The organism is Umezawaea sp. NPDC059074, from assembly GCF_042738955.1.
Lineage (GTDB): Bacteria > Actinomycetota > Actinomycetes > Mycobacteriales > Pseudonocardiaceae > Umezawaea.
The window spans coordinates 68,961-94,020 of the sequence record NZ_JBHYHC010000023.1 but is presented as its reverse complement, the minus strand read 5'-3'; the positions used below and the strand labels follow the sequence as shown (position 1 = coordinate 94,020).

The following is a 25,060-nucleotide window of genomic DNA, read 5'->3' as shown; positions in this document are numbered from 1 at the left end:
GGAAATCACAACGCGGTGCACCTTGCCGTCCGCCACGACCTCCGAGTCGACGGCCACGAACGCGGTGAACCGGCACAGCACCCCGAACCGCAGCGAGGTCGCCACGATCGTCGGCTCCAGGCTCGAATCCCCGGCCACGTAGGCGTCTTCCAGCCCGCGCAGCTCGGCGCGCGCCCACTGGGCCGTGATCGCGGGCTCGTCCCGGTGCTCGACCGGCACGACGACGTCCCACGCCTGCCCGTCGCGGGTGCGGCCGCGCACGGCGAGACCGCCGGACGCCGTGCCGCGGTAGCGACCGGACACCACCAGCGGCACGCCGGGGTAGATCGCCGCGGGCCGTCGGGAGTCCTCCACCAGGTCCACGCCCTCGGCGGACACCACGACGTCGGTGACCACGGGCGCGGCGATCCGGCGCTGGATGTGCTCCATCGCGTCGTCCAGCCGGTCCTCGCTCTCGACCAGCTCGCACCGGCCCGCGCCGGTGGCGGCGAGCCTGCCGAGGAAGCCCGCGTTCACGGCCGTGTCGACGCCCACCGCGTGCACCCGCGTCCGCCCGACGAGCGGCGCGATCTCGTGCAGGATCTGGTCCTCGTTGCCGACCTGGCCGTCCGTGACGAGCACGAGCGTCCGGTCGCGCTGGTCGTCCGACCGGCCGAGCAGCGCCAGCCCGTCGCGGATCGGCGCGAGCAGCTCGGTGCCGCCGCGGGCGTCCACGCCCGCCAGGTGCTCCACGGCCCGGTACCGGTTGCGGTCCGTCGCCGCGACCAGCCCCTCGCCCAGGTCGGCCGGGTGGCCGACCTCGTGGTCGAACGTGACCACGGCGAACCGGTCGTCCTTGGTCAGGGTGTCGACGATCCGCGCCGCCGCCCGCCGGGCGGCGACCATCTTCCAGCCGCCCATGCTCCCGGACCGGTCGAGCAGCAGCACGACGTCACGAGGCCGCACCGCCGTGGTGGTCTCGGGCGGCAGCACCGTGAGCTGGTAGGTCCCCTCGTCCCCGTCCGGCACGCACACCGCCGTCGAGGACTGGCCCGCGTACGCCAGCCGCAGCACGAAGTCGCGGTCCGGCCGCTCGCCGGGCGACACGGTGATGAGGTTCCCCTCCTGGCTCACCGCGTGCAGGCTCGACCGCACCTCGCCCAGCTCCAGGCCCGCCGGGTCGACCTCGACGCCGATCGACAGCCGCACGGGGTTCGGGAAACCGGGCAGCAGCACCGGGGGCGTGATCCGCGAGGCGTCCGGCACCTGGTCGGTGTCCGCGGCGAAGCCGTCGCCGACCGACTCGCCCGACAGGGGAGTGCCGGGGATGTAGCGCGGGGCCACGACGAGCGGGAACCGGAACGTCGCCGCGCCGTCCTCGAACACCAGCGGCCCCACCACGGTCAGCGCCACGCTGACCTTCTCGCCGGGCAGGATGTTGCCGACGCGCATGGTGAACACGTCCGGTCTTTCCTCCTCGGCGATCGACGCCCGCTTGCCCGCGGCGATGGCCTCGTCGTACTGCTGCCGCGCCGCGCCCCGCTCCTGGAGCTCGGCCTCCACGGTCCGGCCGTCGGCGGTCATCGTCATCGCCGTGACGGCCGCGCGGTCCGGCAGCGGGAACACGTACGTGGCCTCGAGCGCGGTGTCGTGCGGGTTGGTGAACCCGGTCGTCAGCACCACCCGCCCGACCAGCCCGGTCACCGTCGCCCGGACGTCGATCCGTTCCAGGGGCAGGTTCCCGCGTTCGGTGCGCAGGCAGCCGACACCGGCCTCACCGGCCGCCTGCCCGATCCGGTCCAGCTCGGACGGCCGCATCGGGGTGATCGAGAAGGTCATGACGGGTCCCTTTCGGTGGTGAGGCCACGGGTGGACAGCAGGTCGAGCAGCGGCCGGGCCGCGGCGGCGATGTCGGCGAGGTCGCCGGGGGAGGGGGAACCGGGGACGAGCAGCACCACGCCACCGGGCAGCGCGACCCCGCTGAGCGCGATCGCGGGCGTCTCCGGAACGGCCGCTTTGGCCGATTCCGCAAGAGGAGTCGGCCCGACGCCTGCCGACGCCGGAACCGTTGCAGTGTCGGCAGTTGCCACCGGCGCGGCCCAGAACCGGGCCCGCGGTGCTGCCGTCGTGGGCGGTTCGGGCTGGGTGAGCAGCAGGTCCTCGGGCACGCGGGCGATCTCCGCCAGCGTCGACTCGGTGGCCCCGGTCAGCTCGGCCTGGATCTCGGCGAGCGTGCGCCCCTCCGCCTGCCGCCGCTTCACGGCGACGAGCTGGAGCAGGTGGCGGGTCTCGTAGAGCGCGGTCCGGCCCCGCATCGCGGAGGGCCGGTCCACCAGGCCGGTGGTCGCGTACCAGCGGACGGCACGCCGATCGGGCACGTCGCGAACGCGCCCGTTGGGCGCGCCGGGGTATTCCGCGGTCAGCGCCGCGCCAACCCGCTCCACGAGCTCGTCGATGGTCCACATGCCGCCAATAGTGACACTGCAACCGTGACAGTGTCAACGTTAGAAGGCGTACGCGACCCCCGACAGTTCGGTGGACACGTCCCACAGCCGTCGCGCGGTCTCCGGATCGCTGAGCGCGGGGCCGGGGTGCAGCAGCGCGGGGTGGCCGCGCATCCACGTGCGCCCGCCGGGCCCGTAGAACTGGCCGCCCTCGGCGGTCGGCGCGGTAGCGGCGTGCAGCTGGCACCACGCGCCGTGCGCCGCGGGCTGCGCGATCCAGGAGTTGGCCAGCCTCAGCACGAACGAGACGGCCCCGCCCGCGCTGGAGTTCGGCAGGTTCGTCTCGGCGACGCCGGGGTGCGCCGCCAGGCTCGCGACGGGGACTCCGGCCGCCCGCAGCCGCCGGTCCAGGTCCAGCGCGTACACCACGTTGGCGAACTTGCTCTGCCCGTAGAACGTGTGCGGCCGGTACTTCCGCGCGCCGGACAGGTCGTCGAAGTCGATCCGCCCGTGCCGGTAGGCGTTCGAGCTGACCGTCACCACCCGCGCCCCGGTCCCGCGCCGCAGCAGCGGCAGCAGCAGACCGGTCAACGCGAAGTGCCCCAGGTGGTTCACCCCGAACTGCGACTCGACCCCTTGCGCCGTAAGGGAACGGGCCGCCATGCCGATGCCCGCGTTGTTCACCAGCACGTCGACCGGCTCGCCGCGCCCGACCAGTTCGGCGGCGAACACCCGCACCGAGTCGAGGTCGGCGAGGTCCAGCCGCAGCACGTCGACCCGACCGGGCAACCGGTCCGCCGCGGCCCGCCCGCGCTCCTCGTCGCGCGAGGCCAGCACCACGGTCGCACCGCGCTCCGCGAACGCCTTGCAGGTCTCGAACCCGAGCCCGCTGTTGCCACCGGTCACGACGACCGTCCGTCCGGTCTGGTCCGGCATGTCCGCGGTCGTCCAAGCAGGGGGAGTGGTCATGCGACCAGGGTCCTCCTGACCGGTCAGCTCCGGTCGGGGTGCACCGTGATCACCTGGGCGCCGCGGGCGGTGAACTCGTCGACCAGGCGCGGGTCGGCGCTGTCGTCGGTGACGAGGGTCCAGCGCGGTGGCATGCGGACCCACGAGTGGAACGGGCTGCGGCCGAGTTTGTCCGCGTGTGCCAGCACGTACACCTCGTTGGCGCGGCGCATCATCAGCTCCTTGAGCCGCGTCTGCTGGAGGTCCGCCTCGCACAGCCCGTTGTCCGGGGTCACGCCGTCCGCGCCGAGGTAGACGCGGTCGAACGTCATCCGCTCCAGAGCTGCCTCGGTGAGCGGGCCGACGAAGCCCTGGCTCAGGTGTCGCAGCGTGCCGCCGAGGCACTCCACGTGCACCGACTCCGAGCCCGCCAGTTCCGTCAACGCCGTCAGGCCGGTCGTGGCCACGGTCAACTGCGGCACGTCCCGCAGCTCGCGGGCGAGCGCGCCGACGGTCGTGCCCGCGTCCAGCAGGATGGTCTCGCCGGAGCCGACCTCCGCCGCCGCCCACTTGGCCATGGCGGTCTTCTCCGCGAACGCCTCCTGCGTGCGTTGCCGCACCGAGGGTTCCGGGTGCGCGAGCAGGGCGATGGCGCCGCCGTACGTGCGCGCCACCCGGCCCTCGTCGGTCAACCGCGCCAGGTCGCGGCGGATCGTGGAGGCCGTGACGTCGAACGCGTCGGCCAGCTCGTCCACACTGGCCAGACCGGTCGTGGTCGCCAGCCGGACGATCTCGTCGCGCCGGTCGCTCGTCCGCATCCCCGCCATGGCGTGCCTCCCGCGTCGTGGTGGACGAAACCCTAGCTGGGGCTCGGCGACATGCGCGCGGCCTGGTGCAGGGCCTCGATCATGCTGCGGATGTCGGCCACGCCCTTGCCCGCGATGTCGAACGCCGTGCCGTGGTCGACCGACGTGCGGATCACTGGCAGGCCGACGGTGATGTTGACGCCCGCCTCGATGCCGAGCACCTTCACCGGGCCGTGGCCCTGGTCGTGGTACATCGCCACGATGAGGTCGTAGTCGCCGCGCCCGGCGAGGAAGAACGCGGTGTCGGCGGGCAGCGGGCCGCGCGCGTCGATGCCGTCGGCCTGGAGCACCTCGATGGCGGGGGTGATCTTCTCGGCCTCCTCGCCCTGCCCGAACAGCCCGTTCTCGCCCGCGTGCGGGTTGATCGCGCACACGCCGATCTTCGGTTCCGGCACGCCCGCGCGCACCAAGGCCTCGTGGCCGCGGCGGACGGTCCGCTCGACCAGGCCGGGCTCGATCTTGCGCACGGCGTCCACGAGCCCGATGTGGGTGGTCACGTGGATGACCTTGACCTTCGGCGTCGACAGCATCATCGACACCTCCTCGGTCCCGGTGAGGTGCGCGAGCAGTTCGGTGTGGCCGGGGTAGACGTGGCCGCCCGCGTGCAGCGCCTCCTTGTTCAGCGGGGCCGTGCAGATGCCCTGCACCGTGCCCGCCATCGCCAGTTCGGCGGCGACCCGGATGTAGTGGAACGCCGCGTCGCCCGCGACCGCGGACAGCTCGCCCCACTGGAGGTCGGCGGGCAGCAGCCCGAGGTCGATCACGTTGACCCGGCCGGGCGTGAACACGGCGTCCCGCACCGACTCCACGGCGACGACGTCGGCGGTCACGCCCAACGCCTCCGCGCCCAACCGCAGCCGGGCCGCGTCGCCGATCACGACCGGGCGGCACTCGGCGGCGAGGCCCTCGTCGAGCAGCGCCCCCACGACGACCTCGGGGCCGATGCCCGCGCCGTCGCCCATCGTGACGGCGATGAACGGGCGGGTGTCGGGACTGGTGGTGCTCACGTGGGTTCCTCCGTGGAGTGCGACCGCGATGGCGGTGAGGGAGTCGGGCGCGCCGAAGCTGCCCGGCCTGGTGACGACGCGACGGCCGTCGGGGGTGGTGCTCAGCACCGCGCCGTGGTGCCCGGCGAGGGCCCCGTGGACGGTGAGTCGGGTGACGCCGAGCCGGTCGAGCACGGCGCGGGCGGTCTCGCCGCCGGTGAGGACGAGGTCGGCGGTGCTCTGCCACGCGGCTTCGAACGCGGCCTCGTCGGCGAGCGCGGCCAGGTCCCCGGTCGCCGTGGTGAGCACGGTGAAGTCCGTCGTTCGCAGGTGCTCGACCTGCGCGGCGGCCGCCGCCGTGCCGACGACGACCAGCACCGTCGAACCGGGTTCGGGGGTAGCGGTGGAGGGTCCGTCGCCGAGCGCCTCGGCGAGCCCGGCCGAGCCGACCAGCACCGCGCCCGCGGCGGTTCCGGCGGCGGCGATCAGGGACAGGTCGGCGTCGGTCTCCGCGTCGCACACTGCGACGGCCCCGGTTGCGCGGATCGCGCACAACCGCGTGGCGAGGTCCGGAGCGCGCACGTCGGCCAGGGGCACCACGGCGGTGGCCTGGGGCAGCACCTCGGCGATCGACCGCGGTGGCGCGGTCGGCTCCACCCGCCAGGCGTCCGTCTCGTGCAGCGGCACGCCGTCCAGGTGCACGACACCGCCGCGCACGACCCGGCCGAGCCGGGGGAGCGCGGGGCACACGACGGCGAAGCCGCCCGCCCCGCGCACGGCGGCGGCCACGTGACCGCGCAGCAGCGAGTCGACCTTCACGAACACCTGCCCGGACGCGCCGAGCGCCGTGACGGCGCGGGCGGTCTCGGTCTCGGCCGCGTCGGGCAGCCCGGAGCGGACGTCGAGGTCCACGACGATCACGTCGTCGTCATCGGGAGGAAACGACGGGTCGAGGCCCAGCAACACCAGACTGCGCGTTGTGCGCATCCCGATCACCGCGGCCACCTCGGCGGCTCCGGACAGATCATCAGCGACAACAAGGATCTTAGCCACGTCTACCGCACCTCCTCGACCTGAAGGATTGCACAGAACGCGCTGAAAATGCCAGAGGACTTGCGCGAAACGTGCAGGCCGTGTCACTGTGGCTCGGGTAACAACCGGTGTCCCCGGCCTCGCGCCGCAGCGCCGAACCCCCCGAGCACTGTGAGAGGTCGACGATGACCCGATCCGGAAGCGGCCCGGAGCTCTCCCGCCGCACCCTGTTGAGATGGGGTGCGATCGCGGGTGCGGGCGTCACGCTGGGCCCGCTGCTGAACGCCTGCGCCGGTCCGACCGGGACCCCCGGTCCCGGCACCCTGACCCTCGCGCTCAACCGCTCGCTGGTCAGCCTGGACAACAAGCTGAACCAGTTCGACGCGGCCGTCACCGTCCAGCGCGGCGTGCGCCAGGCGTTGACGATGGTGGGCCAGGACCTCAAGCCCCGCCTCGTGCTGGCCGACCGGTTCGAGCTGACAGCGCCCACGCAGTGGACGGTGCGCCTGCGCGACGGCGCGCGCTACTCGGACGGCTCGCCGGTCACCGTCCAGGACGTGAAGACCGCGCTGGAGATGTACCAGCAGGTGAACGGGTCGTTCATCGCGGGCTTCTTCTCCGAGTTCCCCACGGTCGTGCCGGTCGACGACACCACGTTCCTGCTCCAGACCGAGCGCCCGATCCCGGTGCTGGACTACCTGATGGCGAACATCCTGGTCACGCCGTCGGCGAGCAACCGCCCGGAGGAGTTGCAGGACGGCATCGGCTCCGGCCCGTACGTGATGCGCTCCGGCAACCGCGGCACCGGCAACTACTCGCTGGCGATCAACGAGAACTACTGGGGCACGAAGCCGCGCGTGCCGAACGTGCAGGTGCGGTTCGTGCCCGAGGAGTCGAGCCGGGTCGTGTCGCTGCGCAGCGGCGAGGTCGACGTGATCGACTCGATCACCCCGGACTCGGCGGACCAGCTCGCGGGCCTGCCGGGCGTGCGGATCACCCGCACCCCGAGCACGCGGATCAACCAGCTGTTCTACAACTTCCGCAAGCCGCAGGGCCACCCGCTGGCGGACCCGAGGGTGCGCGAGGCGCTGACCTACGCGATCGACGGCCGGTCGCTCGTGCAGGACGTGCTGGTCGGCTCGGTCTCGCAGGCGGACGGCGTCGTGCCGACCGGTCTGGAGGGCGCGGTCAAGACGGGCGAGTACGTCTACGACCCGAAGCAGGCCAAGCAGCGGTTGGACGCGCTGGGCGTGCGCGACCTGTCCCTCAAGATCATCTGGGAGAGCGGCGAGTTCGCCAGCGACACCTCCGTCATGGAGGCCGTGCTCCAGATGCTCGGCCAGGTCGGTGTCCGCGCCACGCTCCAGCAGTTCGAGCCGGGCGGCGACATCCTCTCGTGGCGGCAGGGCAAGGCGGGCGACTGGGACGTGCTCGGCAACGGCTTCTCCAGCCCCACCGGCCTGGCCGTGAGCATCCTCCAGGGCATGTACGCGGGCACTCCGGAGAAGGAGCAGACCCGCGACACCTACCAGGGCTACGTGGTCCCGGCCATCGCCGCGCAGATCGCCGACGCCTCTGCCGAACCCGACGCCACCCGCCGCGCGCAACTGCTCAGCGACGCGCAGAAGGCCGTGTGGGCGACCTGGCCGTGCCTGTGGGCGTTCGTGCCGAACGCCGTGCTCGCCAGCCGCGACCGGGTCGGCGACATCTCGCTCGGCCCCACCAACTCCTACGACCTCGCGTCCGCGCGACTGGAGGGCTGACCGATGGAACTGCTCGTGGTCGGCCATCGCGCCGACGGCCGTGGTTCGCCTGGCGGGGTCCGGGTTCCGGTCGGCGGTGCTTCGCTCGCGTTCTCCCACACCGTCTTCGGCAGACTGCATACACCACGCCAGGGGCCACATCCGCTCCACCGGACCGGCCTCGCTCGACGGCGTGGTGGAGCGCGGCCTGGTGCGGCGGTTCCCGTGCCCGTCGACCGCACGGTGTCATCGCGCCCAGTCGGCTCCCGCAACCTCCCGTCCGACCTCGTGCGATCGGAGGGCTGAGCGATGGGGTCCTACCTGCTCAAGCGGCTCGGGCAGAGCGTGCTCACGGTGTTCCTGACGATCTCCACCGTGTTCGTGCTGATCCGCCTCGCTCCCGGCGACCCGGCCGCCGCCTACGCCGGTCCGCTCGCCACCACCGAGGACCTGGCGAAGATCCGCGCCTCCTTCGGTCTCGACCGGTCCGTGGTCGAGCAGTACCTGTTGTTCCTCAAGGGCATCCTGACCGGCGACCTCGGCACGAGCTACTCGTTCCGCTCGCCCGCGCTGGACGTGGTGCTGGAACGGCTGCCGTTCACCATCACGCTGGCGCTCGCGGCCATCCTGATCACCACCGTCGTGTCCGTGCCGCTGGGCGTGTGGATGGCCCGCCGCGCGGACACGACCCGTGAACTGGGCGCGAACGTCGTGACGATCGCCGGTCAGTCCATGCCGGACTTCTGGAGCGGCATCATGCTGCTCACGGTGTTCGCGGTGCTGGTGCCGGTGCTCCCGGCATCCGGGTTCGCCACCTGGGGCGGCCTGGTGCTGCCCGCCGTCACGGTCGCCATCCTCCAGATCGCGCTCATCTCGCGGCTCGTCCGCAGCGAGATGGCGAAGAACCTCACCGCCCCCTACCTGACCGTGGCCCGCTCGCGCGGGGTGTCGGAGCGGGCGCTGGTGTGGCGGTACGCGATGACCAACTCGTCGATCCCCGTCGTCACCGCGCTGGGCACGCGGTTCGCGTCCATGCTGAACGGCGTGGTCGTCGTGGAGGTCGTGTTCGCCTGGCCGGGGGTCGGCTCGCTGGTGGTGCGCGCGCTCGAGACGCGCGACTACCCGCTGATCCAGGCCACCGTCCTGGTCACGGCGGCGCTCGCCGTCACCGTCCAACTCCTGGTCGACCTCGCCTACCCGCTGCTCGACCCGCGGGTGCGCCTCGGGAAGAAGGTGTCCGCGTGAGCACCACCCACCCCGGACCGGCCCGCGTGCGGCCGTCCGAGCCCAGACCCAGCGCCGTCACCGCGAAGCACCTCGCTCGCGCCAAGGTCACCCGGCAGCGCCGGGGCTCCCGGCTCAAGCTGTGGGCCGGACTGGTCTGCACGCTGCTCGTCGTGATCCCGGTGGCGCTGGCCCGCGTGCTGCCGCTGCCCGGCCCCGACCAGCAGGACCTGGCCAGCCGCCGCCTCGCGCCGCTGGTCGACGGCCACCTGTTCGGCACCGACCAGCTCGGCCGCGACCTGCTGTCCCGCGTGCTGCACGGCGGCCAGGTGTCGCTGCTCGTGGGCCTGCTCGCCGTCGTGGTGTCCGGCGTGATCGGCGTCGTGCTCGGAGCGTCCGCCGGCTACTTCGGCGGCTGGGTCGACACGGTCGTGTCCCGCTTGCTGGAAGCGCAGTTGTCGTTGCCGCTGCTGATGATGCTGCTCCTGGTGGTGGCGCTGTTCGGGCCGTCCATCCCGGTCATCACGTTCGTCATCGCCATCGCGCAGTGGCCCGAGGTGGCCCGGCTGACCCGGTCGCTCGTCCTGGTGGAGCGGGAGAAGCCGTACGTGGCGGCGGCCCGCGTGCTGGGGCTGCACCGGTTCGCGATCCTGCTCCGCCACGTGCTGCCGAACGTCGTGAAGCAGGCCAGCCTCGTGGTGCTCCTGCTCCTCGCGCAGGCCGTGCTGCTGGAGAGCGCGCTGTCCTACCTGGGCGCCGGTCCGCAACGGCCGTTCGCCACCTGGGGCCGGATCATCTCCGACGGGCAGGACTACATCACCACCTCGTGGTGGATGGTCACGCTGCCCGGTCTCGTCATCGTCGCCCTCGTCGTGGGCGTGAACCTGCTGGGCGACGGTCTGCGCGACCGCGCGCGCCGTCGGAAGGTGAGCACCCCGTGACCGCCGCGCTGCTGGACGTCGAGGACCTCCAGGTCGAGCTGATCACCGCGGGCGGCGTGATCCGCGCCGTGGACGGCGTCAGCTTCTCCATCGCCGAGGGCGAGACCGTGACCGTCATCGGCGAGTCCGGCTCGGGCAAGTCGACCACCGCGATGGCCGTGCTCGGCCTGCTGCCGGACGACCTGGCCGTGCTGTCGGGGTCGGTCCGCTTCGGCGGCACGGACGTCATCGCCGATCCCCAGGCCCTGCACGGGGTGCGCGGCCGGACGGTGTCGCTGATCCCGCAGGACCCGATGACCGCGCTGAGCCCCGTGCACACGATCGGGCGGCAGCTCGGGGAGGCCGTGCGGCTGCGCAAGCCGGAGCTGACCAAGCGCGCCGCCGAGGCCCGCGCGGTGGAGCTGCTGGACCTGGTGCACGTGCCGCGCGCCGCCGAGCAGCTCGGCCGCTACCCGCACCAGCTCTCCGGCGGGATGCTGCAACGCGTGCTGATCGCCATCGCCCTGGCGGGGGAGCCGCGGCTGCTGGTCGCGGACGAGCCGACCAGCGCGCTGGACGTGACCGTGCAGGCCGGGATCCTGGCGCTGCTGCTGGAACTCCAGGAGAGCACGGGCATCGGCATCCTGATGATCACCCACGACCTGGGCGTCGCCCGGCTGGTGTCCGACCGCATCCACGTGATGCGCGACGGGCGGTTCGTCGAGTCCGGCGAGGTCGAGGCCGTCGTGGACCACCCGAGCCACGAGTACACCCGCAAGCTGCTGTCCGCCGTGCCCGTGCTGGGGCCTTGGGACGAGGACGTCGCCGGAGGAGAACGATGACCGCACCGCTGCTCGACGTCCGCGACCTCGTGGTGGAGTACCACGTGCGCGGCGGCTCGTTCCGCGCGGTCGACCACGTCAGCTTCACCGTCCACAAGGGACGAACGCTGGCGATCGTCGGCGAGTCCGGCTGCGGCAAGTCCACCATCGCGAGCGCGATCGTGCGGCTGCTCAAGCCCAGCTCCGGGAAGATCCTGCTGGACGGCACGGACATCGCGGGCCTGTCGGAACGCCGGATGCGGCCGTTGCGCTCACGGGTGCAGATGGTGTTCCAGGACCCGTACGCCTCCCTGGACCCGCACCTGACCGCGCAGGACATCGTCGCGGAACCCCTGCGGCTGCGCGGAGTCCGCTCCGCGGCCGACCGGCGGGCCCAGGCCGCCGAGCTGATCGACCGGGTCGGCCTGCCGTCCAGCGCGCTGGAACGGCGGCCCGCGGAGTTCTCCGGCGGTCAGCGCCAGCGCATCGGCATCGCGCGGGCGTTGGCGAGCAGCCCGGAACTCCTGGTGTGCGACGAGGCCACCAGCGCGCTGGACGTGTCGGTGCAGGCGCAGGTGCTCGCACTGCTGGAGGACCTCCAGCGGGACACGGGCCTGACGTGCATCGTCATCTCGCACAACCTGGGCGTGGTGCGGCGGATCAGCGCGGACGTCGTGGTGATGAAGGCGGGCAGGGTCGTCGAGTCCGGTCCCACCGCCGACGTGCTGGCCGCGCCGAAGGAGCCGTACACCCGCGCCCTGCGCCGGGCCGCGCTCGACCCCACCGCGATGACCGGCCGCAAGCCGCGGTCGTTCGTCACCGCCCGAGAAGAGGTCCCCGCGTGAGCTTCGCCCTGTCCCGGCTGGTGCTGGGCACGATGACCTTCGGCGACACCGTCGACGCGGGCGGCGCTCGCCGGATGGTCGACGCGGCGCTGGACGCCGGGATCACCGGCATCGACACCGCGAACGGCTACGCGGGCGGCGCGTCGGAGGAGATCCTGCGCGACCTGCTGCCCGGCCGCCGCGACCGGGTCGTGCTGGCCACCAAGGCGGGCATCCCGCACCCCGACGCCGAAGGCGACAGCCCGTTGTCCGCCTCCGGCCTGCGCCGGTCGTTGCGGGGCAGCCTTCGTCGCTTGGGCGTCGACCACGTCGACCTGTTCTACCTCCACCAGCCGGACCGGGCCACGCCTCTCGCGGAGACGGTCGCCGAACTGGGCAAGCTCGTGGCGGAAGGCCTGGTCGGCGCGGTCGGGGTGTCCAACTTCGCCGCGTGGCAGATCGCCGAGCTGAACCGCGAGTGCGACGCCCAGGGCGTGCCCCGGCCCGTCGCGGCGCAGCAGCTCTACAACCTGCTGGCCCGCCGGGTGGAGGACGAGTACCTGGAGTTCGCCCGCGTCACGGGCCTGCTCACCGTCGTCTACAACCCGCTCGGCGGCGGCTTGCTGACCGGGCGGCACACGTTCGCCGAGAAGCCGAGCGAGGGCCGGTTCGGCGACTCGCGGCTCGCCGCCATGTACACCCAGCGGTACTGGGACGACCGGCTGTTCGCCGCCGTGACCGCGCTGTCGGACGTGGCCGCCGGGGCCGGGATCCCGTTGACCGAGCTGTCGCTGCGGTGGCTGCTCAGCCAGGCCGACGTGGGGTCGGTGCTGCTCGGCGGGTCCCGCGTCGAACACCTCGTCGCCAACGTCGAGGCCGCCTCCGCCGGACCGCTGCCCGCCGACGTGCTGGCAGAGTGCGATGAGGTGGGGGCCGCGCTGCGTGGTCCGATGCCTGCCTACAACCGTTGAGGAGTGGAATGTCCGCGAACGAGTTCGCCCGCAAGATCCGTGCCCGTGAACGAGCGATCGGCTACTGGTGCGTGCTGGACGCCCCGATCGCGACGGAACGCCTCGCGCGGCTCGGCTACGACTACGTGTGCCTCGACGGCCAGCACGGCCTGCTCGGGTACTCGGGGCTGCTGAGCGGGCTCACCGCGATCGACGCGGGCGGCGCGTCCGTCGGGCTGGTGCGGGTGGAGGCCAACAACGCCACGCCCATCGGCCGCGCGCTCGACGCCGGTGCGGCGGGTGTGATCGTGCCGCTGGTCGACACCGCCGCCGACGCGGCCGCCGCCGTGTCCTCGGCGAAGTACGGGCCGGAGGGCAAGCGGTCCTACGGGCCCATGCGGTCCGCGTTGCGCATCGGCCCGACGCCCGCGGACGCCAACGCCGCCACGGTCGTGCTGGTGATGATCGAGACCGCCGCGGGCCTGGCGAACGTCGAGGAGATCTGCGCGACCCCAGGCCTGGACGGCGTGTACGTCGGCCCGTCCGACCTGATGCTCGCGCTCGGCGGCGAGGTCCCCGGCGACCCCGCGCTGGCCACCGAGTTCGAGGCCGCGCTGGTCCGCATCCGCGAAGCCGCCGCGGCGGCCGGGATCGCGGCGGGAATCCACACCATGGACGGCGCGAGCGCCGCGAAGCGGCTGGCCGAGGGGTACACGTTCGCGTCGGTCTCCTCTGACCTGACGCACCTGGAGGACGCCGCCGCCGCGCACCTCGCCGCGTCGAAGGGCGACGCGTGAGCGTGCGGGCCGTCGGGTTCGACGGCGTCCTGCGGCCCCGCGCCGACGACCCCGAGCGGCTGGACGCGATGCTGCCCGCGCCCGCCGTGCAGAACCACGCCGCGAACCTGGCGACGCTCCCCGGCGGTGACCTGGGGTGCGTGTGGTTCGGCGGGACGCAGGAGGGCGTGCCGGACATCAGCGTGTGGTTCGCCCGCCTGTCCAGCGGTGCGGACACCTGGTCCACGCCCGAGCGGCTGTCCGACGACGGCACGCGCTCCGAGCAGAACCCGGTGCTGTTCGTGGCGCCGGGCGGGGCCGTGTGGCTGCTGTGGACCGCGCAGCTCGCGGGCAACCAGGACACGTCCGAGGTGCGCCGCCGGATCTCCGCCGACGGCGGCCGCACGTGGGGTCCGACCACGACCCTGGTCCCCGCGACGGCGACCGGCGGGGTGTTCGTGCGCCAGCCGGTCGTGGTCCTGGCGTCCGGCCGGTGGTTGCTGCCGGTGTTCCACTGCGTGTCCGTCCCCGGCCGGAAGTGGGTGGGGGACCGCGACACCAGCGCCGTGCTGCTGTCCGACGACGAGGGCGCGACCTGGCGCGAGGTGGCCGTGCCGGACAGCACCGGCATGGTGCACATGAACGTCGTGCCGCTGCCGGACGGCTCGCTGGCCGCGTTCTACCGCAGCCGGTGGGCGGACTTCGTGCACCGGTCGACGTCCGCCGACGACGGCGAGACGTGGACCGCGCCCGAACCGGTGCCCGACCTGCCGAACAACAACTCGTCCGTCCAGGTCGTCCGGCTGGCCGACGACCGGCTCGCGGTGGTGTTCAACGACAGCAGTCGGCTGGACGCCACCGAGCGCAGGCTGTCGCTGTACGACGAGATCGACGACGACGGGTTGGCCGAGCAGGTCGCGGCCCCGGAAGAGTTCGGGGCCGCGTTCTGGGGAGCGCCCCGCGCGCCGATGACCGTGGCGCTGTCGTCCGACGGCGGGCTGACCTGGCCGGTGCGGCGGAACCTGGAGGTCGGTGACGGCTACTGCCTGACCAACAACTCCCGCGACGGCCTGAACCGCGAGTTCTCCTACCCGACGATCCACCAGGGCGCGGACGGGGTGCTGGAGATCGCCTTCACCTACTTCCGGCAGACCATCGAGCACGTCCGCGTGCCCGTGTCGTGGATCCGGTGACCCGGCACGCGCTGGTCACCGGCGTCAGCTCCGGCATCGGCCTCGCCACCGCGCGCAGGCTGCTCGACGACGGCTGGGCGGTGACCGGCCTGAGCCGGGGTGAACCGCCGCTCGACCACGACCGGCTCACGTGGCTGGCCACCGACCTCGGCGACCTGGAAGCGGTGCGGGACAAAGTGACTGGACTGTCCACAGTGGATGCCGTGGTGCACGCGGCCGGTCTGCAACGGTCCGCGCCGCTCGGCTCGCTGTCCACCGAGGACGGCGCGGCCATGTGGCGGGTGCACGTGGAGGCGGCCTCGGTGCTGGTCGACGCGGTCGCGCCGACGTTGCCGCGCGGGGCCCGCGTGGTGCTGATCGGCAGTCGCACGATGACCGGCGTGGCGGGCAAGAGCCAGTACGCCGCCACGAAGGCGGCGCTGGTGGGGATGGCGCGGTCGTGGGCGATGGAGCTGGTGGACCGGGCGATCACGGTCAACGTGGTCGCGCCCGGCCCGACCGACACCCCGATGCTGCGCGATCCCGGCCGGGCCGCCACGCCTCCCCGGCTGCCGCCGATGGGGGCGTTGATCGACCCGGCCGAGATCGCGGGCGCGGTCGCGTTCCTGCTGGGCCCGGACGCCCGCAGCGTCACCGGTCAGACGCTGGTGGTGTGCGCCGGGGCCTCGCTTGGCATCACGCGTTAGGACGTTCCTCACGACCCTGCCCGGCGTGGTCCCGCGTCACGGCCCGCCGGGGTCAGCAGGGTCGTCGCAGGATCGAGCCGGACGTGCCCGCCAGGGACACCGACGCCACGGACCGCTCCTGCTCGTCGCGGTGCAGCACGCCCAGGTCGACGCGGACCTCGCCGCTGACGCTCGGGTTCGTGTTGACCACGACCATGCCGCAGGTGAAGTCGCGGACCAGCAGGTTCTTGCCGACCGTTCGGTACGGCCCGGTGGCGTCGCCGAGGTCCCAGTCGTACTCGGCGCGCGACGGTGCAGGATCGCCGTACTCGTCCCGGCCGACGGTCGCGGCGATGGCGGTCCTGCCGCCCTGGACCAGGAAGTAGCTGGCCATCGCGTAGCGGAACGACCGGTCGTCGTCCGGCGTCACGTGCGGCTGGACCCAGGTGATCTTGCCCCTGGCCTCGTCCGAGGCGATCTGGTCGGCCTGCGCGCTCCAGCCGTCGGCCCCCTCCGGCAGCAGGTCGCCTTTTCCGAACGCGAGCCACCACTCGTCGAAGCCGCCGTCGAGGTACTCGGTGTAGGCGTCCCACGCGCCGGGGTGCAGGCGGGCGTTGGCGAGGTTCGCGACCGTGAGCAGGCCCGCGTCGGCGAACCGGCCGCGCAGGTTCGAGAGCATGGACTTGTACGCGTTCTGGAACGCCTCGTCGGTCGGGTAGGCCGCCGGGCACACGCCCTCGTGGTAGGTGTCGCACGCGAACAGCGCGTTGTCCATCAGGACGCCGTCGAAGCCGCCCTCCTTCGCGCTCGCGATCACGTTGTCGCCCCACGCGTCCTGGTAGGCGGTGTTGCCGACGTCCATCTGCCAGTGGCCCTGGTACCCGCTGTACTCGAACCGCTTGCCGCCCCCGTCGGTGAGGAACCAGTCGGGGTGGGCCTGGTCGGCGGCGCAGAACCCGACGCCGGTCGGGATCCGCGCGTCGTCCTGGCCGTTCTCGCACGCGTAAGCGCGGGTGGACGACAGGTCCTTGTAGACGAATACCCGGATCTGCGGATTGGCGTTCTTGAACTTGCCCGCGAGATCGCCCTCCCACGCGTTGAGCACGACGTACGACTGCTCGTGCGCGTGCGTGGCGATCTCGGCGTCGGTGATCGGCGTGCTGTCCAAGTGCAGCCAGAACGACTGGGCTTTGCCCGAATCGCCCTCGGCGGCGGCGTGGTTCGGCGCGGCGGCCGCCGCGGTGAGGACGAGGGCGGCGACGGCGGCCGCGCTGCGGAAGACCAGGCTCCTGCCTGCGGGTTTGTCGCTCGGTGACGCATCTCCGGACATCGGTGGCTCCTCGCGGATCGGCGGTCGTGAACAGCGCTGATCAGCGGGTGCCCGCTGCACATCGACGAAAACGGTTCTATTTCGCCGTGACCATATCGTGGGTACCGGCGAAATAAAACCGCTGTTTTCGGCGCATGGCGATAATTGACGCAAGAGTGTCGGGGGAACTACTCGGTGTTGGTTTCTGTACCGCGCGGAATAAACTTATGGTCTAAGGGAACCACGATCATCGGAGTGGCGGTATCACCAGGACGAGTCTTTTCGTCATCGGGCGATCGTGGGAGCGGCGCGCGACCACCGCCTCTCGCGCAGCTCCTCGACGACGAACCGGGCGAGGTCGGCGCGCGACACCTGCCAGCCGCCCTTGGGCGTCTCGCCGTCCAGCACCCGGTAGACGCCGGTCGGCTCCTCGTCCAGCAGCCGGGCCGGGCGGACGAACGTCCACTCGAGACCGCTGTCGCGCAGGACCGACTCCATGAGCCGCATGTCGTCGTACAGCTCCCGCGCGAGCGGGCGGACGAGGTGGCGGTACCAGAACGCGAAGTTCGGGTCGTCCGCGCGGACGCCGCCGGAGGTGATCGCGAGGACCCGGCCGACGTCCGCCGCCACCAGCGCGCGGGCGCAGTCCGAGTAGAGCCCGGCGGGCCGCCTGCCGGGCGGGCCGATCGCGGAGACCACGACGTCGTGCCCGTTCACGGCCGCGCGCACGCTCCCCGGATCGCGCACGTCCACCCGCACGACCGTCCCGTCGCCGGTGAACGCCTCCGGCGTGCGCACGGCGGCCGTGACGTCGTGGCCCGCGTGCACGGCTTCCTCGACCACGAGCCGACCGGTGCGGCCCGCGGCTCCGAGCACGACGACCTTCACGAGCGGTCCCCTTCCGGGAGTCGGGTGACGAGAGCCGCGCTGACCAGGCCCAACGCGGCGACGACGAGCAGGGCGACGACGAGACCGCCGTCGAAGAACAGCGTGCCGAGCACGGCGACGCCGAGGGCGGTCGCGAGCTGCTGCACGGCGTTGAGCGCGCCCGAGGCGCTGCCGACCTCGGCGGGCGAGGCCGTGGCCAGGACGGACTGGATCAGCGTGCCGAACAGCAGGCCCAGTCCGAGTCCGACGACCAGCGTCGGCCCGAGCAGCGCCCACGTCGGGAGGTCCGCGGCCACGACGGTCGCCAGCCCGAGCACGCCCACGACCTGCACGCCGAGCCCGAGGTGGAGCACGGACCTGCCCGCGGTCTTCGGGCCGAGTGCCGAGCTGAGCACGATGCCCACCGCCATCGGCGACAGGGTCAGCGCCGTCCACAGCGCGGAGTGGCCGAGGTCGAGCTGGAGGTGCAGGGACAGCACGAGCATCAGCCCGCCGACCCCGGCGAAGAACGACACCGCGACCACGAGCCCGCCGACGAACGCCCGCTTGCGCAGCAGGCTCGGGACCAGGATCGGCGACGCGCTGGTGCGCTGCCGCCGTCCGAGCGCCAGGAACGCCACGACCCCGGCGGCCATTTCGGCGAACGTCCACCACGGCCACCCCGCTTCCCGGCCCTGGATCAGCGGGTGCACCAGGAGCGCCGAGCCCACCGCGACCAGCGCGGCCCCGACCGGGTCGATCCGCGCGCCCGCGTCCCCGTCGTCGGCGGGCATCCACCGCAGCGCCCCGGCGACGACCAGCGCCCCGATCGGCACGTTCACCAGGAAGATCAGCCGCCAGTCGAGGCCGCCGAGGTCGAGCGCGATCAGCCCGCCCGCGAGGATCGGCCCACCGATCGCCGCGAGCCCCATGACCGGCCCGAACAGCGAGAACGCCTTCCCGCGCTCGTCGGAGTCGAACACCGCCGCCAGCACGCCGAACCCCTGCGGGATCATCAGCGCCCCCAACGCGCCCTGCGCCACGCGCGCGGCGATCAGCACCTCGGGGGAGGGGGCGAGCGCGCAGAGCGCGGACGCGACCGTGAACCCGATCGCGCCGAGGACGAACAGCCGTCGACGGCCGAAGCGGTCCCCGAGCCGTCCGCCGATCACCAGCAGGACGCCGAACGCGAGCGTGTACCCGGCGGTCAGCCACTGCACCGTGGCCTCGCCGCCCCCGATCCCGGCTCGCACCGAGGGCGCGGCGACGGTCATGACCGTCGAGTCGAGCAGGTCCATGATCTCGGCCAGCAGCACCACCGCCAGCACGCGCCAGCGCCAGGGGTGGGTCGTCGTTGTCGTCATCAGGTCTCCCGGTTCCTCACGAACAGCGTTCGCGAACATCGTTCGTGAGGAACTGTGCACCTGGCGAACACCGTTCGTCAAGGTAGGATCGGCGTCGTGTCCGCCACTCCCCGCACGCGCCCCGAGAAGTCCACGCTCAGCCTGGACGCGATCGTGACGACCACCCTCGCCCTGGTCGACGAACTCGGCTACGCGGCGGTGAGCATGCGGCGGGTGGCACAGGCGTTGGAGACCGGACCGGCGTCCCTGTACGTGTACGTCCGGGACCGGCACGAGCTGATGTCGCTCACCTACGACCTGGCGATCGCCGAGGTCGTCCTCCCCGTGGAGTCCGACGGCGACTGGCGCGCGCGCCTGGAACTCCTGGTGGACCGCATCGTCGCCGCCCTGGGCTCCCACGACGACATCGCGTCCATCGGCCTGTCCGACGTTCCCACCGGCCCGCAGAGCCTCCGCGTCACCGAGGAACTCCTCCGCCTGCTCCGGGCGGGCGGCATCGACGACGCCGCGTGCGCGTGGGCGGCGGACCTTTTCGGCCAGTACATCAGCTCGTCGGCGCTGGAGATCGCCGCCCGCCTCCGCGCCCAGCGCGCCACCGACCCGGCCCACGCCTCCGAGGCCGCCATGGCCGCCGCGATGTCGGCCCACCTGGACGCCGTCTACCGCGGCCTGCCCGCCGACACCCACCCGACCATCCACGCCCTGGCCCCGTTGCTGACCGGCGGCGAGGGCGGGAAGCGCGCGGCGTGGAAGCTCCGCGTGATCCTCGACGGCCTGCTCGCGCAGGGGTGAACGGGCGTCAGTCCTTCTCCTTGCGCTTCTCCTGCTCGTAGGCCGTGTAGAGGTCGCGCAGCAGCGACATCGGCCCCTCGGGCACGATCGGCTTGCCGTCGACGGTCGGGAACCGGCCCGACTTCGGGTCCAGCGCGCCCACCACGAAGTCCTGGACCAGGGTCGTCAGGTTGTTCACGACACCCAGGATCGGCTCCATGGCCGGAGTGGGCTCCGGCGTCCCGTTGTGGTCCTTGAGCTGGTCGGTGAACTTCTTCGCCGCCCCGACGAGCGCGTCCAGCGTCGCGCCGCGGATGGCGTTGTGGCCGTCGCCGCCGATCGCCATCTTCTCCATGATCGTCACGAGGTCGGGGATCTGCCAGTCGAGCTTGCCCATCTCCGAGGCGACGGTCCTGGCGAACGGCTCCGGGTCCTCCAGCCGGGCGATGACCGCGCCGACGAACGGCTCGACCCGGCGCGGGTTGGCGTGGAACAGGGCCGTGACGGACTCGCCGAGCCTCGGGTGGTCGGGCAGAGCGCGGCCAAGCGTGGTCAGCGCCCTGGCGAGCCAGTCGTCCGGGAACGAGTCGCTCGCCAGCACGGGCAGGACCCACGGGTGCTTGGCCAGCGCGTCGGCGACGAACAGGTCGCCGAGCGGAGCCGGGCTCAACGCGCTGAGCTGGTGCGGACCGGGATGTAAGCGGGACCAGCGGTCCACGTGCTTGAGCACGTCCAAGCGCGGCAGGCCCAAGACGTCGGTGAGCCGGGCCACCAGTGCGTCGGCCTGGTCCGCCGACGCGGGAACGCACAGCGTCGCGAACGCGCCGACCACCGCGAGCGTGCCCGCGTCGTCGTCCACGCCGCTCTCCGCGCTGATCCGCCGGTGCCACTGGGCGAGGTCGTACCGCCGCAGCGCGGCCAGCGGGTCGCCGGTGCCCCCGCGCGGACCGAAGCCGCCCTGCTCCAGCACCGCGCACAACGCGTGCGCGTGGACCTCCAGCGTCGTGGCGGCCGGGTCGGGCGGCTCGGGGACCTCCGCGGTGACGTCGAGGACGTCGGCGAACGCCCGGACCGCCGTCGCGAACGACGCGGGCGGGGGAGAGGCGTCCAGCGTCATCGTGCTCGCCCGCCCGGTCGGCCGGAACAGCGCCGCCACGCGCTCGTCGGCGTGCTCCCGCAGGGGCCGCAGCCACGCGCCGTCGGACCGGCCCAGGATCAGCAGCCTGCTGGGAGCGTCGAGCCCCGCCGTGCGGGCGCTGACGGCCTCCGCCAGCGCGAGCAGCTGGTCGGAGCGGAGTTCGGCGTCGTCCACCACGGCCAGCAGGGGCTTGTCGACGGCGCTCGTGCGGCGGATCTGCGCGGCGGGGGCCTCGCCGTCGACGACGCCCGCCAGCCACCCGGCGGTCGCCAACCGGCGGCACAGCTCCAGCGCCAGCCGCTTCCGGCCCGACCCCGCCCGGCCCACCACCAGCTTCGTCGAGTTGGCCGTGGAATCGGTCGCCCACGCCGTGAGGTCGGCCAGTTCCCGCTCCCGGCCCGCGAACGGCACGACGCCCAGTTCCGGGCGCAGCAGGGAACCGGGGGCGGCGTTCGGGTCGGGCGCGGCGGGCGGCTGCACGAACAGCCTCGGCACGACCAGCGAGGGCGCCATGGTCACCAGTCGCTCGACCAGGTGCTTCGTGTCCTGGGCCCACCGCCGCTGGCTCAGCCGCGCCACCTGGAGGCTCGCGAACTTCTGGATGTCCTCCGGGAGTTCGTCGTGCCGCGGCAGTCGGGCGTTGTCCGGGGCGTCGAGCAGCAGCACCGGGACCACCGGGATGCCGTGCTCGAGCGCGTAGGCGATCTCGGTGCGCACCCAGTCGCGCTCGTTCAGGATCCGCGGCTTGCCGGTGTCCCGGTCCTCCTGCATCCACTTGGGGCCGACCACGGCGACCAGCACGTCGGCGTCGCGCAGCGCGGCGCGGATCTCGCTGGGGTAGTGCTCGCCCGCCGCCATCGAGTCGGTGTCCCGGAACACCAGGTCGGAGGTGAAGTTGTCGACCAGCACGTTGGCGATCCACGCCGCGGCGTGCGGGGTGTCCTTCGCGCGGTAGTTGACGAACACGCCTGCCATGCGGTCGATCTCCGTTCGGTGGGGACCGGGTGATCACCGACCCGGTGCGCCGATGCTAGGCGCGCGATTCGCGCGGTCCACCGCAAAAGTGGGGTCCGGTTGCGCCGAACGGGCGCGGACGTGAGCCGAAAGCACCAGCCGATGATGATCTCCGGCTCGCTACGGTCAAGGCTCCAGACGACGGGAGTCCGCAGGTGCTGTTCGGGAAGTCGCGGAGCGGCGAACCGAGGGTCCACAACGAGGTCGGCGACACGTACGCCCCTGTGCTGCAAGGGGAGACGTTCCGCGACGTCTACATCGACGCGCCGCTGACGCCCGCGCCGATCCCGCGGCAGCTGCCGCCCGCCCCGCCGTTGTTCACCGGCCGGGAAGCCGAGCTGGCGGCGGTGGACGCGGCGGTGGACGGAGCGGCGGTCCCGGTCACCGCGATCGTCGGTTCCGGGGGGATGGGCAAGACGTCGCTGGCCCTGCACTGGGCCCAGCACAACGCGGACCGCTTCCCGGACGGGCAGTTGTACCTGGACCTGCGCGCCCACTCGCCCGGCGGGCAGCCGATGTCGTCGTCCACCGCGGTCCGCTGCCTGCTCGACGGGCTCGGCGCCGACCCTCGCACGATCCCGGCCGACCTCGACGCGCAGGTCGGGCGGTACCGCAGCCTGGTGGCGGGCAAGCGGTTGCTGGTCCTGCTGGACAACGCGCTGGACGCGGCCCAGGTGTCCGCGCTGCTGCCGGGCACCCCGACGTGCACGATGCTGGTCACCAGCCGCAACCGGTTGGACGGCTTGGCCACCTCGGTCGGCGCGGGTGTGGTCCCGCTCGCCGAACTGCCCGACGCCGACGCGCGCCTCCTGCTCGCGCGGAGGATCGGCGCGGGACGCGTGGAGGCCGAACCCGACGCCGTGGCCGAACTCCAGCGGTACTGCGCGGGTATGCCGCTGGCGCTGGCCATCGTCGCGGGCCGCGCCACCGCGCATCCCGGCTTCCCGCTGGCAGCGCTGGCCGCCGAACTGCGGGACGTCGCGACCCGCTTGGGCGCGTTGGACACGGGGGATCCCGCCGCCAGCCTCGCGTCCGTCCTGTCCTGGTCCTACGAAGCGCTTCCCCCGCGGGAGGCCGAGGTGTTCGAGCTGCTCGGCGTCGCCGCGTCGCCGGACGTGCCGCTGCGGGTGGGCGCGAGCCTGCTCGGCCTGACCGACGCGGAGACCAGGAGCGCGCTGCGGTCGTTGGAGCGGTTGTCGCTGGTGCGGGAACACCGGCCGAACCGGTGGCGGATGCACGACCTGGTCCGGTTGTACGCGGCGGACCGCGCCGCGCACGCGCGTTCACCCGAACTCCGGGACGCGGCGGTCCGGCGGATCGTCGACCACTACCTGCACACCGCGCTCGCCTGCGACGCCCTGCTGAGCGTCGGGCGCGTGCCCCTCGTCCTCGACGATCCGGAAGCGGGGTGCCGACCGGACTCAGTGGGGGACCATGCTGCCGCGCTGGCATGGTTTTCCGCGGAGCACAGCGGAATCCTGGCCACGCGGCTGCTCGCGGTGGCGCGGGGCGACCACCTCGCCGTGTGGCGGCTCACGTGGGTGCTGCACACGTTCCACTGGCAGCAGGGGCACTTCGGCGAGCAGGTCTCCGGCTGGCGGGCCGCCCTCGCCGCGGCGGACCACCTGGACGACCCGAAGGCGGCCGCGCTCGCCCGGCGCCTGCTCGGGTCGGCGATCGGTCGGGTCGGCGACCCCGCGGAGGCCGTGGACCACCTGCTGACCTCGCTGGACGAGAACGCGGCCGACGTGGAGGAGCAGGCGCACACGCACCGGACGCTCGCCAGGGCGTGGGAACGGCTGGGCGACGACGAGAAGGCCTTGGGGCACGCCACTTCCGCGCTCGCCCTCTACCGCACCGCGCGGGCCCCGCAGCACGAGGCGGACGCGCTGGACCTCGTGGCGTGGTTCGAGGCCCGGCTCGACCGGTTCGACGACGCCGACGCGCACTGCGCCGAAGCCCTTGCGCTGTACCGCGAACACCACAACGTCGGCGGCGAGGCGACCACTTTGGACAATCTCGGCCACCTCGCCCACCGCCGGGGCGACGACCGCGGCGCGCTGGAGTTCTACCGGCGGGCGCTCGCCCTGTTCGACGGCCGCAACGCCTCCCACGCGGCGCAGACCGTGGAACGGGTCGGCGACGCGCACGCGCGGCTGACCGAGGCGGCCGCCGCGGAGACCGCGTGGCGCGACGCGCTCGCGCTGTACCGCGGGCAGCGGCGGACCGAGGACGCCGCTCGGGTCGCCGCCAAGCTGGCCGCTCCGCTCGACCACACCCAGGGGGACCTCCGATGACGACCATCACCGCCGCCCACTTCCCGACGCCGGAGTTGGCGCTGCGCTCCACCGACCCGGCCGAGCTGACCCGCGTCCGCGCGTTCGCGGAGGAGCAGGCGACCGCGGCCGAGGCGACCAGGACCCGGCTCGCCGCCGAGTGGTCGGGGTCGAGCACGCACAAGGCCGCGGCGTTGCGGGAGGCGCACGCCGACCTGGTCCGGTGGCGGCACCGGCTGGCGCTCGACGCGCCCCACCGGCTCGGTCAGGGACTCGCGCTGGACGCGTCCCGCTTCACCAAGACGATCATCGAGGCCGGGGCCAACTACGACCGCCTCGGCTACCTCGGCAGGCTGCGCGACGGCGCGAGCTGGGACCCCGAGACCCGCACCTACCGCGGCGGCCACGACACCCCCGCCCACCGGCTGATGCTGGCCTACGGCCAGGCGGCCGTGGACCGCTTCGCCCGCGAGGGCAACACCGGTGACGTCCTGCACAACACCGTGACCCTGCCCGACGGGAAGACCGTCACCGGCAACTCCCTGGTCCGCGGCGCGGCGGCCAGGAGAGTCGCCGACGCGCTCATCGCCCGCATCGCCGCCCGAGGCCGCGACACCACTCGCTTCGAGGACGGCGGCGACCCGCTCTACGCCGTCACCGCCCCCGACGAGGCCCGCGGCACCATGTACACCGCCGCCGTGGACCTGCTCGCGGCGGCCGAACCCCACGACGTCCACTCCTGGCAGACGGGCCGCTACCTGCTCTACCAGTCCCCGCTCACCAAGAAGGGCAGCGACGCGGTCCTCCGCACCCTACTGGTGGCCGTGGGCGCGCTCCTGTTCACCGACCCGCCGACCCTCGACCACGACATCGACCTCCGCTGCGCCGTGCTGGGCCAGGAGGCGGCGACCGCCGCCCCCCACGACCCGACCCCGGTCACCGCTCACTGAG

At 73.0% G+C, this 25,060-nt stretch carries 21 protein-coding genes; 12 read left to right on the top strand and 9 right to left on the bottom strand.

The window, feature by feature from the left end:
- The 5 genes from ACFWW9_RS13695 to pdxA form a co-directional block, all read right to left on the bottom strand.
- Positions 1-1,818 (bottom strand): VIT domain-containing protein (locus ACFWW9_RS13695; protein WP_390375974.1); only part of this gene is annotated, 1,818 nt, incomplete at its 3' end.
- A complete protein-coding gene (locus ACFWW9_RS13690; RefSeq protein ID WP_390375972.1) occupies positions 1,815-2,444 on the bottom strand; it encodes a MerR family transcriptional regulator in 630 nt (209 codons plus the stop codon). The genes ACFWW9_RS13690 and ACFWW9_RS13695, both read right to left, overlap by 4 nt.
- Before the next feature lie 39 nt (positions 2,445-2,483).
- Positions 2,484-3,392, bottom strand: coding sequence for an oxidoreductase (locus ACFWW9_RS13685; RefSeq protein WP_390375969.1), 909 nt, complete (start codon positions 3,390-3,392; stop codon positions 2,484-2,486).
- Positions 3,393-3,415: 23 nt separating this feature from the next.
- Positions 3,416-4,198 carry a DeoR/GlpR family DNA-binding transcription regulator gene (locus tag ACFWW9_RS13680; protein WP_390375966.1) on the bottom strand — a complete coding sequence of 261 codons (783 nt, stop codon included), beginning with the start codon at positions 4,196-4,198 and terminating at the stop codon, positions 3,416-3,418.
- 32 nt (positions 4,199-4,230) lie between these two features.
- Positions 4,231-6,276: a 4-hydroxythreonine-4-phosphate dehydrogenase PdxA gene (pdxA, locus tag ACFWW9_RS13675; protein WP_390375964.1), complete on the bottom strand. Its 2,046-nt coding sequence runs from the start codon at positions 6,274-6,276 to the stop codon at positions 4,231-4,233.
- Between the two features lie 164 nt (positions 6,277-6,440).
- Here pdxA and ACFWW9_RS13670 point away from each other — a divergent pair, with 164 nt between their 5' ends.
- The 9 genes from ACFWW9_RS13670 to ACFWW9_RS13630 all read left to right on the top strand — a co-directional run bounded on the left by ACFWW9_RS13670 (position 6,441) and on the right by ACFWW9_RS13630 (position 15,391).
- Positions 6,441-8,018 carry an ABC transporter substrate-binding protein gene (locus ACFWW9_RS13670; protein WP_390375961.1) on the top strand — a complete coding sequence of 526 codons (1,578 nt, stop codon included), beginning with the start codon at positions 6,441-6,443 and terminating at the stop codon, positions 8,016-8,018.
- 288 nt (positions 8,019-8,306) lie between these two features.
- Positions 8,307-9,242 (top strand): ABC transporter permease, encoded by a 936-nt coding sequence (locus ACFWW9_RS13665; RefSeq protein WP_390375958.1) that lies wholly within the window; start codon positions 8,307-8,309, stop codon positions 9,240-9,242.
- The gene (locus ACFWW9_RS13660) at positions 9,239-10,162 is read left to right on the top strand and encodes an ABC transporter permease (RefSeq protein ID WP_390375955.1); all 924 of its coding nucleotides are present in this window, start codon (positions 9,239-9,241) and stop codon (positions 10,160-10,162) included. The genes ACFWW9_RS13665 and ACFWW9_RS13660 overlap by 4 nt, the downstream gene beginning before the upstream one ends.
- Positions 10,159-10,983 (top strand): ABC transporter ATP-binding protein, encoded by an 825-nt coding sequence (locus ACFWW9_RS13655; RefSeq protein WP_390375952.1) that lies wholly within the window; start codon positions 10,159-10,161, stop codon positions 10,981-10,983. The genes ACFWW9_RS13660 and ACFWW9_RS13655 overlap by 4 nt, the downstream gene beginning before the upstream one ends.
- Positions 10,980-11,807 carry an ATP-binding cassette domain-containing protein gene (locus ACFWW9_RS13650; RefSeq protein WP_390375949.1) on the top strand — a complete coding sequence of 276 codons (828 nt, stop codon included), beginning with the start codon at positions 10,980-10,982 and terminating at the stop codon, positions 11,805-11,807. The genes ACFWW9_RS13655 and ACFWW9_RS13650 overlap by 4 nt, the downstream gene beginning before the upstream one ends.
- Positions 11,804-12,757 carry an aldo/keto reductase gene (locus tag ACFWW9_RS13645; protein ID WP_390375946.1) on the top strand — a complete coding sequence of 318 codons (954 nt, stop codon included), beginning with the start codon at positions 11,804-11,806 and terminating at the stop codon, positions 12,755-12,757. Before ACFWW9_RS13650 ends, ACFWW9_RS13645 begins: the two co-directional genes overlap by 4 nt.
- Before the next feature lie 8 nt (positions 12,758-12,765).
- Positions 12,766-13,533 carry an HpcH/HpaI aldolase/citrate lyase family protein gene (locus ACFWW9_RS13640; protein ID WP_390375945.1) on the top strand — a complete coding sequence of 256 codons (768 nt, stop codon included), beginning with the start codon at positions 12,766-12,768 and terminating at the stop codon, positions 13,531-13,533.
- Positions 13,530-14,705 (top strand): exo-alpha-sialidase, encoded by a 1,176-nt coding sequence (locus tag ACFWW9_RS13635; RefSeq protein ID WP_390375942.1) that lies wholly within the window; start codon positions 13,530-13,532, stop codon positions 14,703-14,705. The genes ACFWW9_RS13640 and ACFWW9_RS13635 overlap by 4 nt, the downstream gene beginning before the upstream one ends.
- Complete coding sequence (locus ACFWW9_RS13630) at positions 14,702-15,391, top strand: SDR family NAD(P)-dependent oxidoreductase (protein ID WP_390375939.1); 690 nt, start codon at positions 14,702-14,704, stop codon at positions 15,389-15,391. Before ACFWW9_RS13635 ends, ACFWW9_RS13630 begins: the two co-directional genes overlap by 4 nt.
- A 52-nt stretch (positions 15,392-15,443) precedes the next feature.
- Here the strand turns inward: ACFWW9_RS13630 and ACFWW9_RS13625 are convergent, their stop codons facing one another.
- The 3 genes from ACFWW9_RS13625 to ACFWW9_RS13615 form a co-directional block, all read right to left on the bottom strand.
- Entirely contained in the window at positions 15,444-16,700 is a 1,257-nt protein-coding gene (locus tag ACFWW9_RS13625; protein ID WP_390375936.1) for a putative glycoside hydrolase, read from the bottom strand.
- A 264-nt stretch (positions 16,701-16,964) separates the two neighbouring features.
- Positions 16,965-17,567 (bottom strand): NAD(P)-dependent oxidoreductase, encoded by a 603-nt coding sequence (locus ACFWW9_RS13620; RefSeq protein WP_390375933.1) that lies wholly within the window; start codon positions 17,565-17,567, stop codon positions 16,965-16,967.
- Positions 17,564-18,910: an MFS transporter gene (locus ACFWW9_RS13615; RefSeq protein WP_390375930.1), complete on the bottom strand. Its 1,347-nt coding sequence runs from the start codon at positions 18,908-18,910 to the stop codon at positions 17,564-17,566. Before ACFWW9_RS13615 ends, ACFWW9_RS13620 begins: the two co-directional genes overlap by 4 nt.
- Before the next feature lie 96 nt (positions 18,911-19,006).
- Between ACFWW9_RS13615 and ACFWW9_RS13610 the strand changes: the two genes are divergently transcribed.
- On the top strand, positions 19,007-19,702 hold the full coding sequence (locus ACFWW9_RS13610; protein WP_390375927.1) for a TetR/AcrR family transcriptional regulator: 696 nt from the start codon (positions 19,007-19,009) through the stop codon (positions 19,700-19,702).
- Positions 19,703-19,709: 7 nt separating this feature from the next.
- On the opposite strand, the gene ACFWW9_RS13605 is transcribed toward ACFWW9_RS13610, so the two are convergent.
- Positions 19,710-21,794 (bottom strand): toll/interleukin-1 receptor domain-containing protein, encoded by a 2,085-nt coding sequence (locus tag ACFWW9_RS13605; RefSeq protein WP_390375924.1) that lies wholly within the window; start codon positions 21,792-21,794, stop codon positions 19,710-19,712.
- A gap of 194 nt (positions 21,795-21,988) precedes the next feature.
- On the opposite strand from ACFWW9_RS13605, the gene ACFWW9_RS13600 reads away from it, so the two are divergent.
- Both ACFWW9_RS13600 and ACFWW9_RS13595 read left to right on the top strand, forming a co-directional pair.
- Positions 21,989-24,130, top strand: a complete 2,142-nt coding sequence (locus tag ACFWW9_RS13600; RefSeq protein ID WP_390375921.1) for an ATP-binding protein — start codon at positions 21,989-21,991, stop codon at positions 24,128-24,130.
- Positions 24,127-25,059 carry a hypothetical protein gene (locus ACFWW9_RS13595; RefSeq protein ID WP_390375918.1) on the top strand — a complete coding sequence of 311 codons (933 nt, stop codon included), beginning with the start codon at positions 24,127-24,129 and terminating at the stop codon, positions 25,057-25,059. The genes ACFWW9_RS13600 and ACFWW9_RS13595 overlap by 4 nt, the downstream gene beginning before the upstream one ends.
- The last annotated feature ends 1 nt before the right edge of the window (position 25,060 follow it).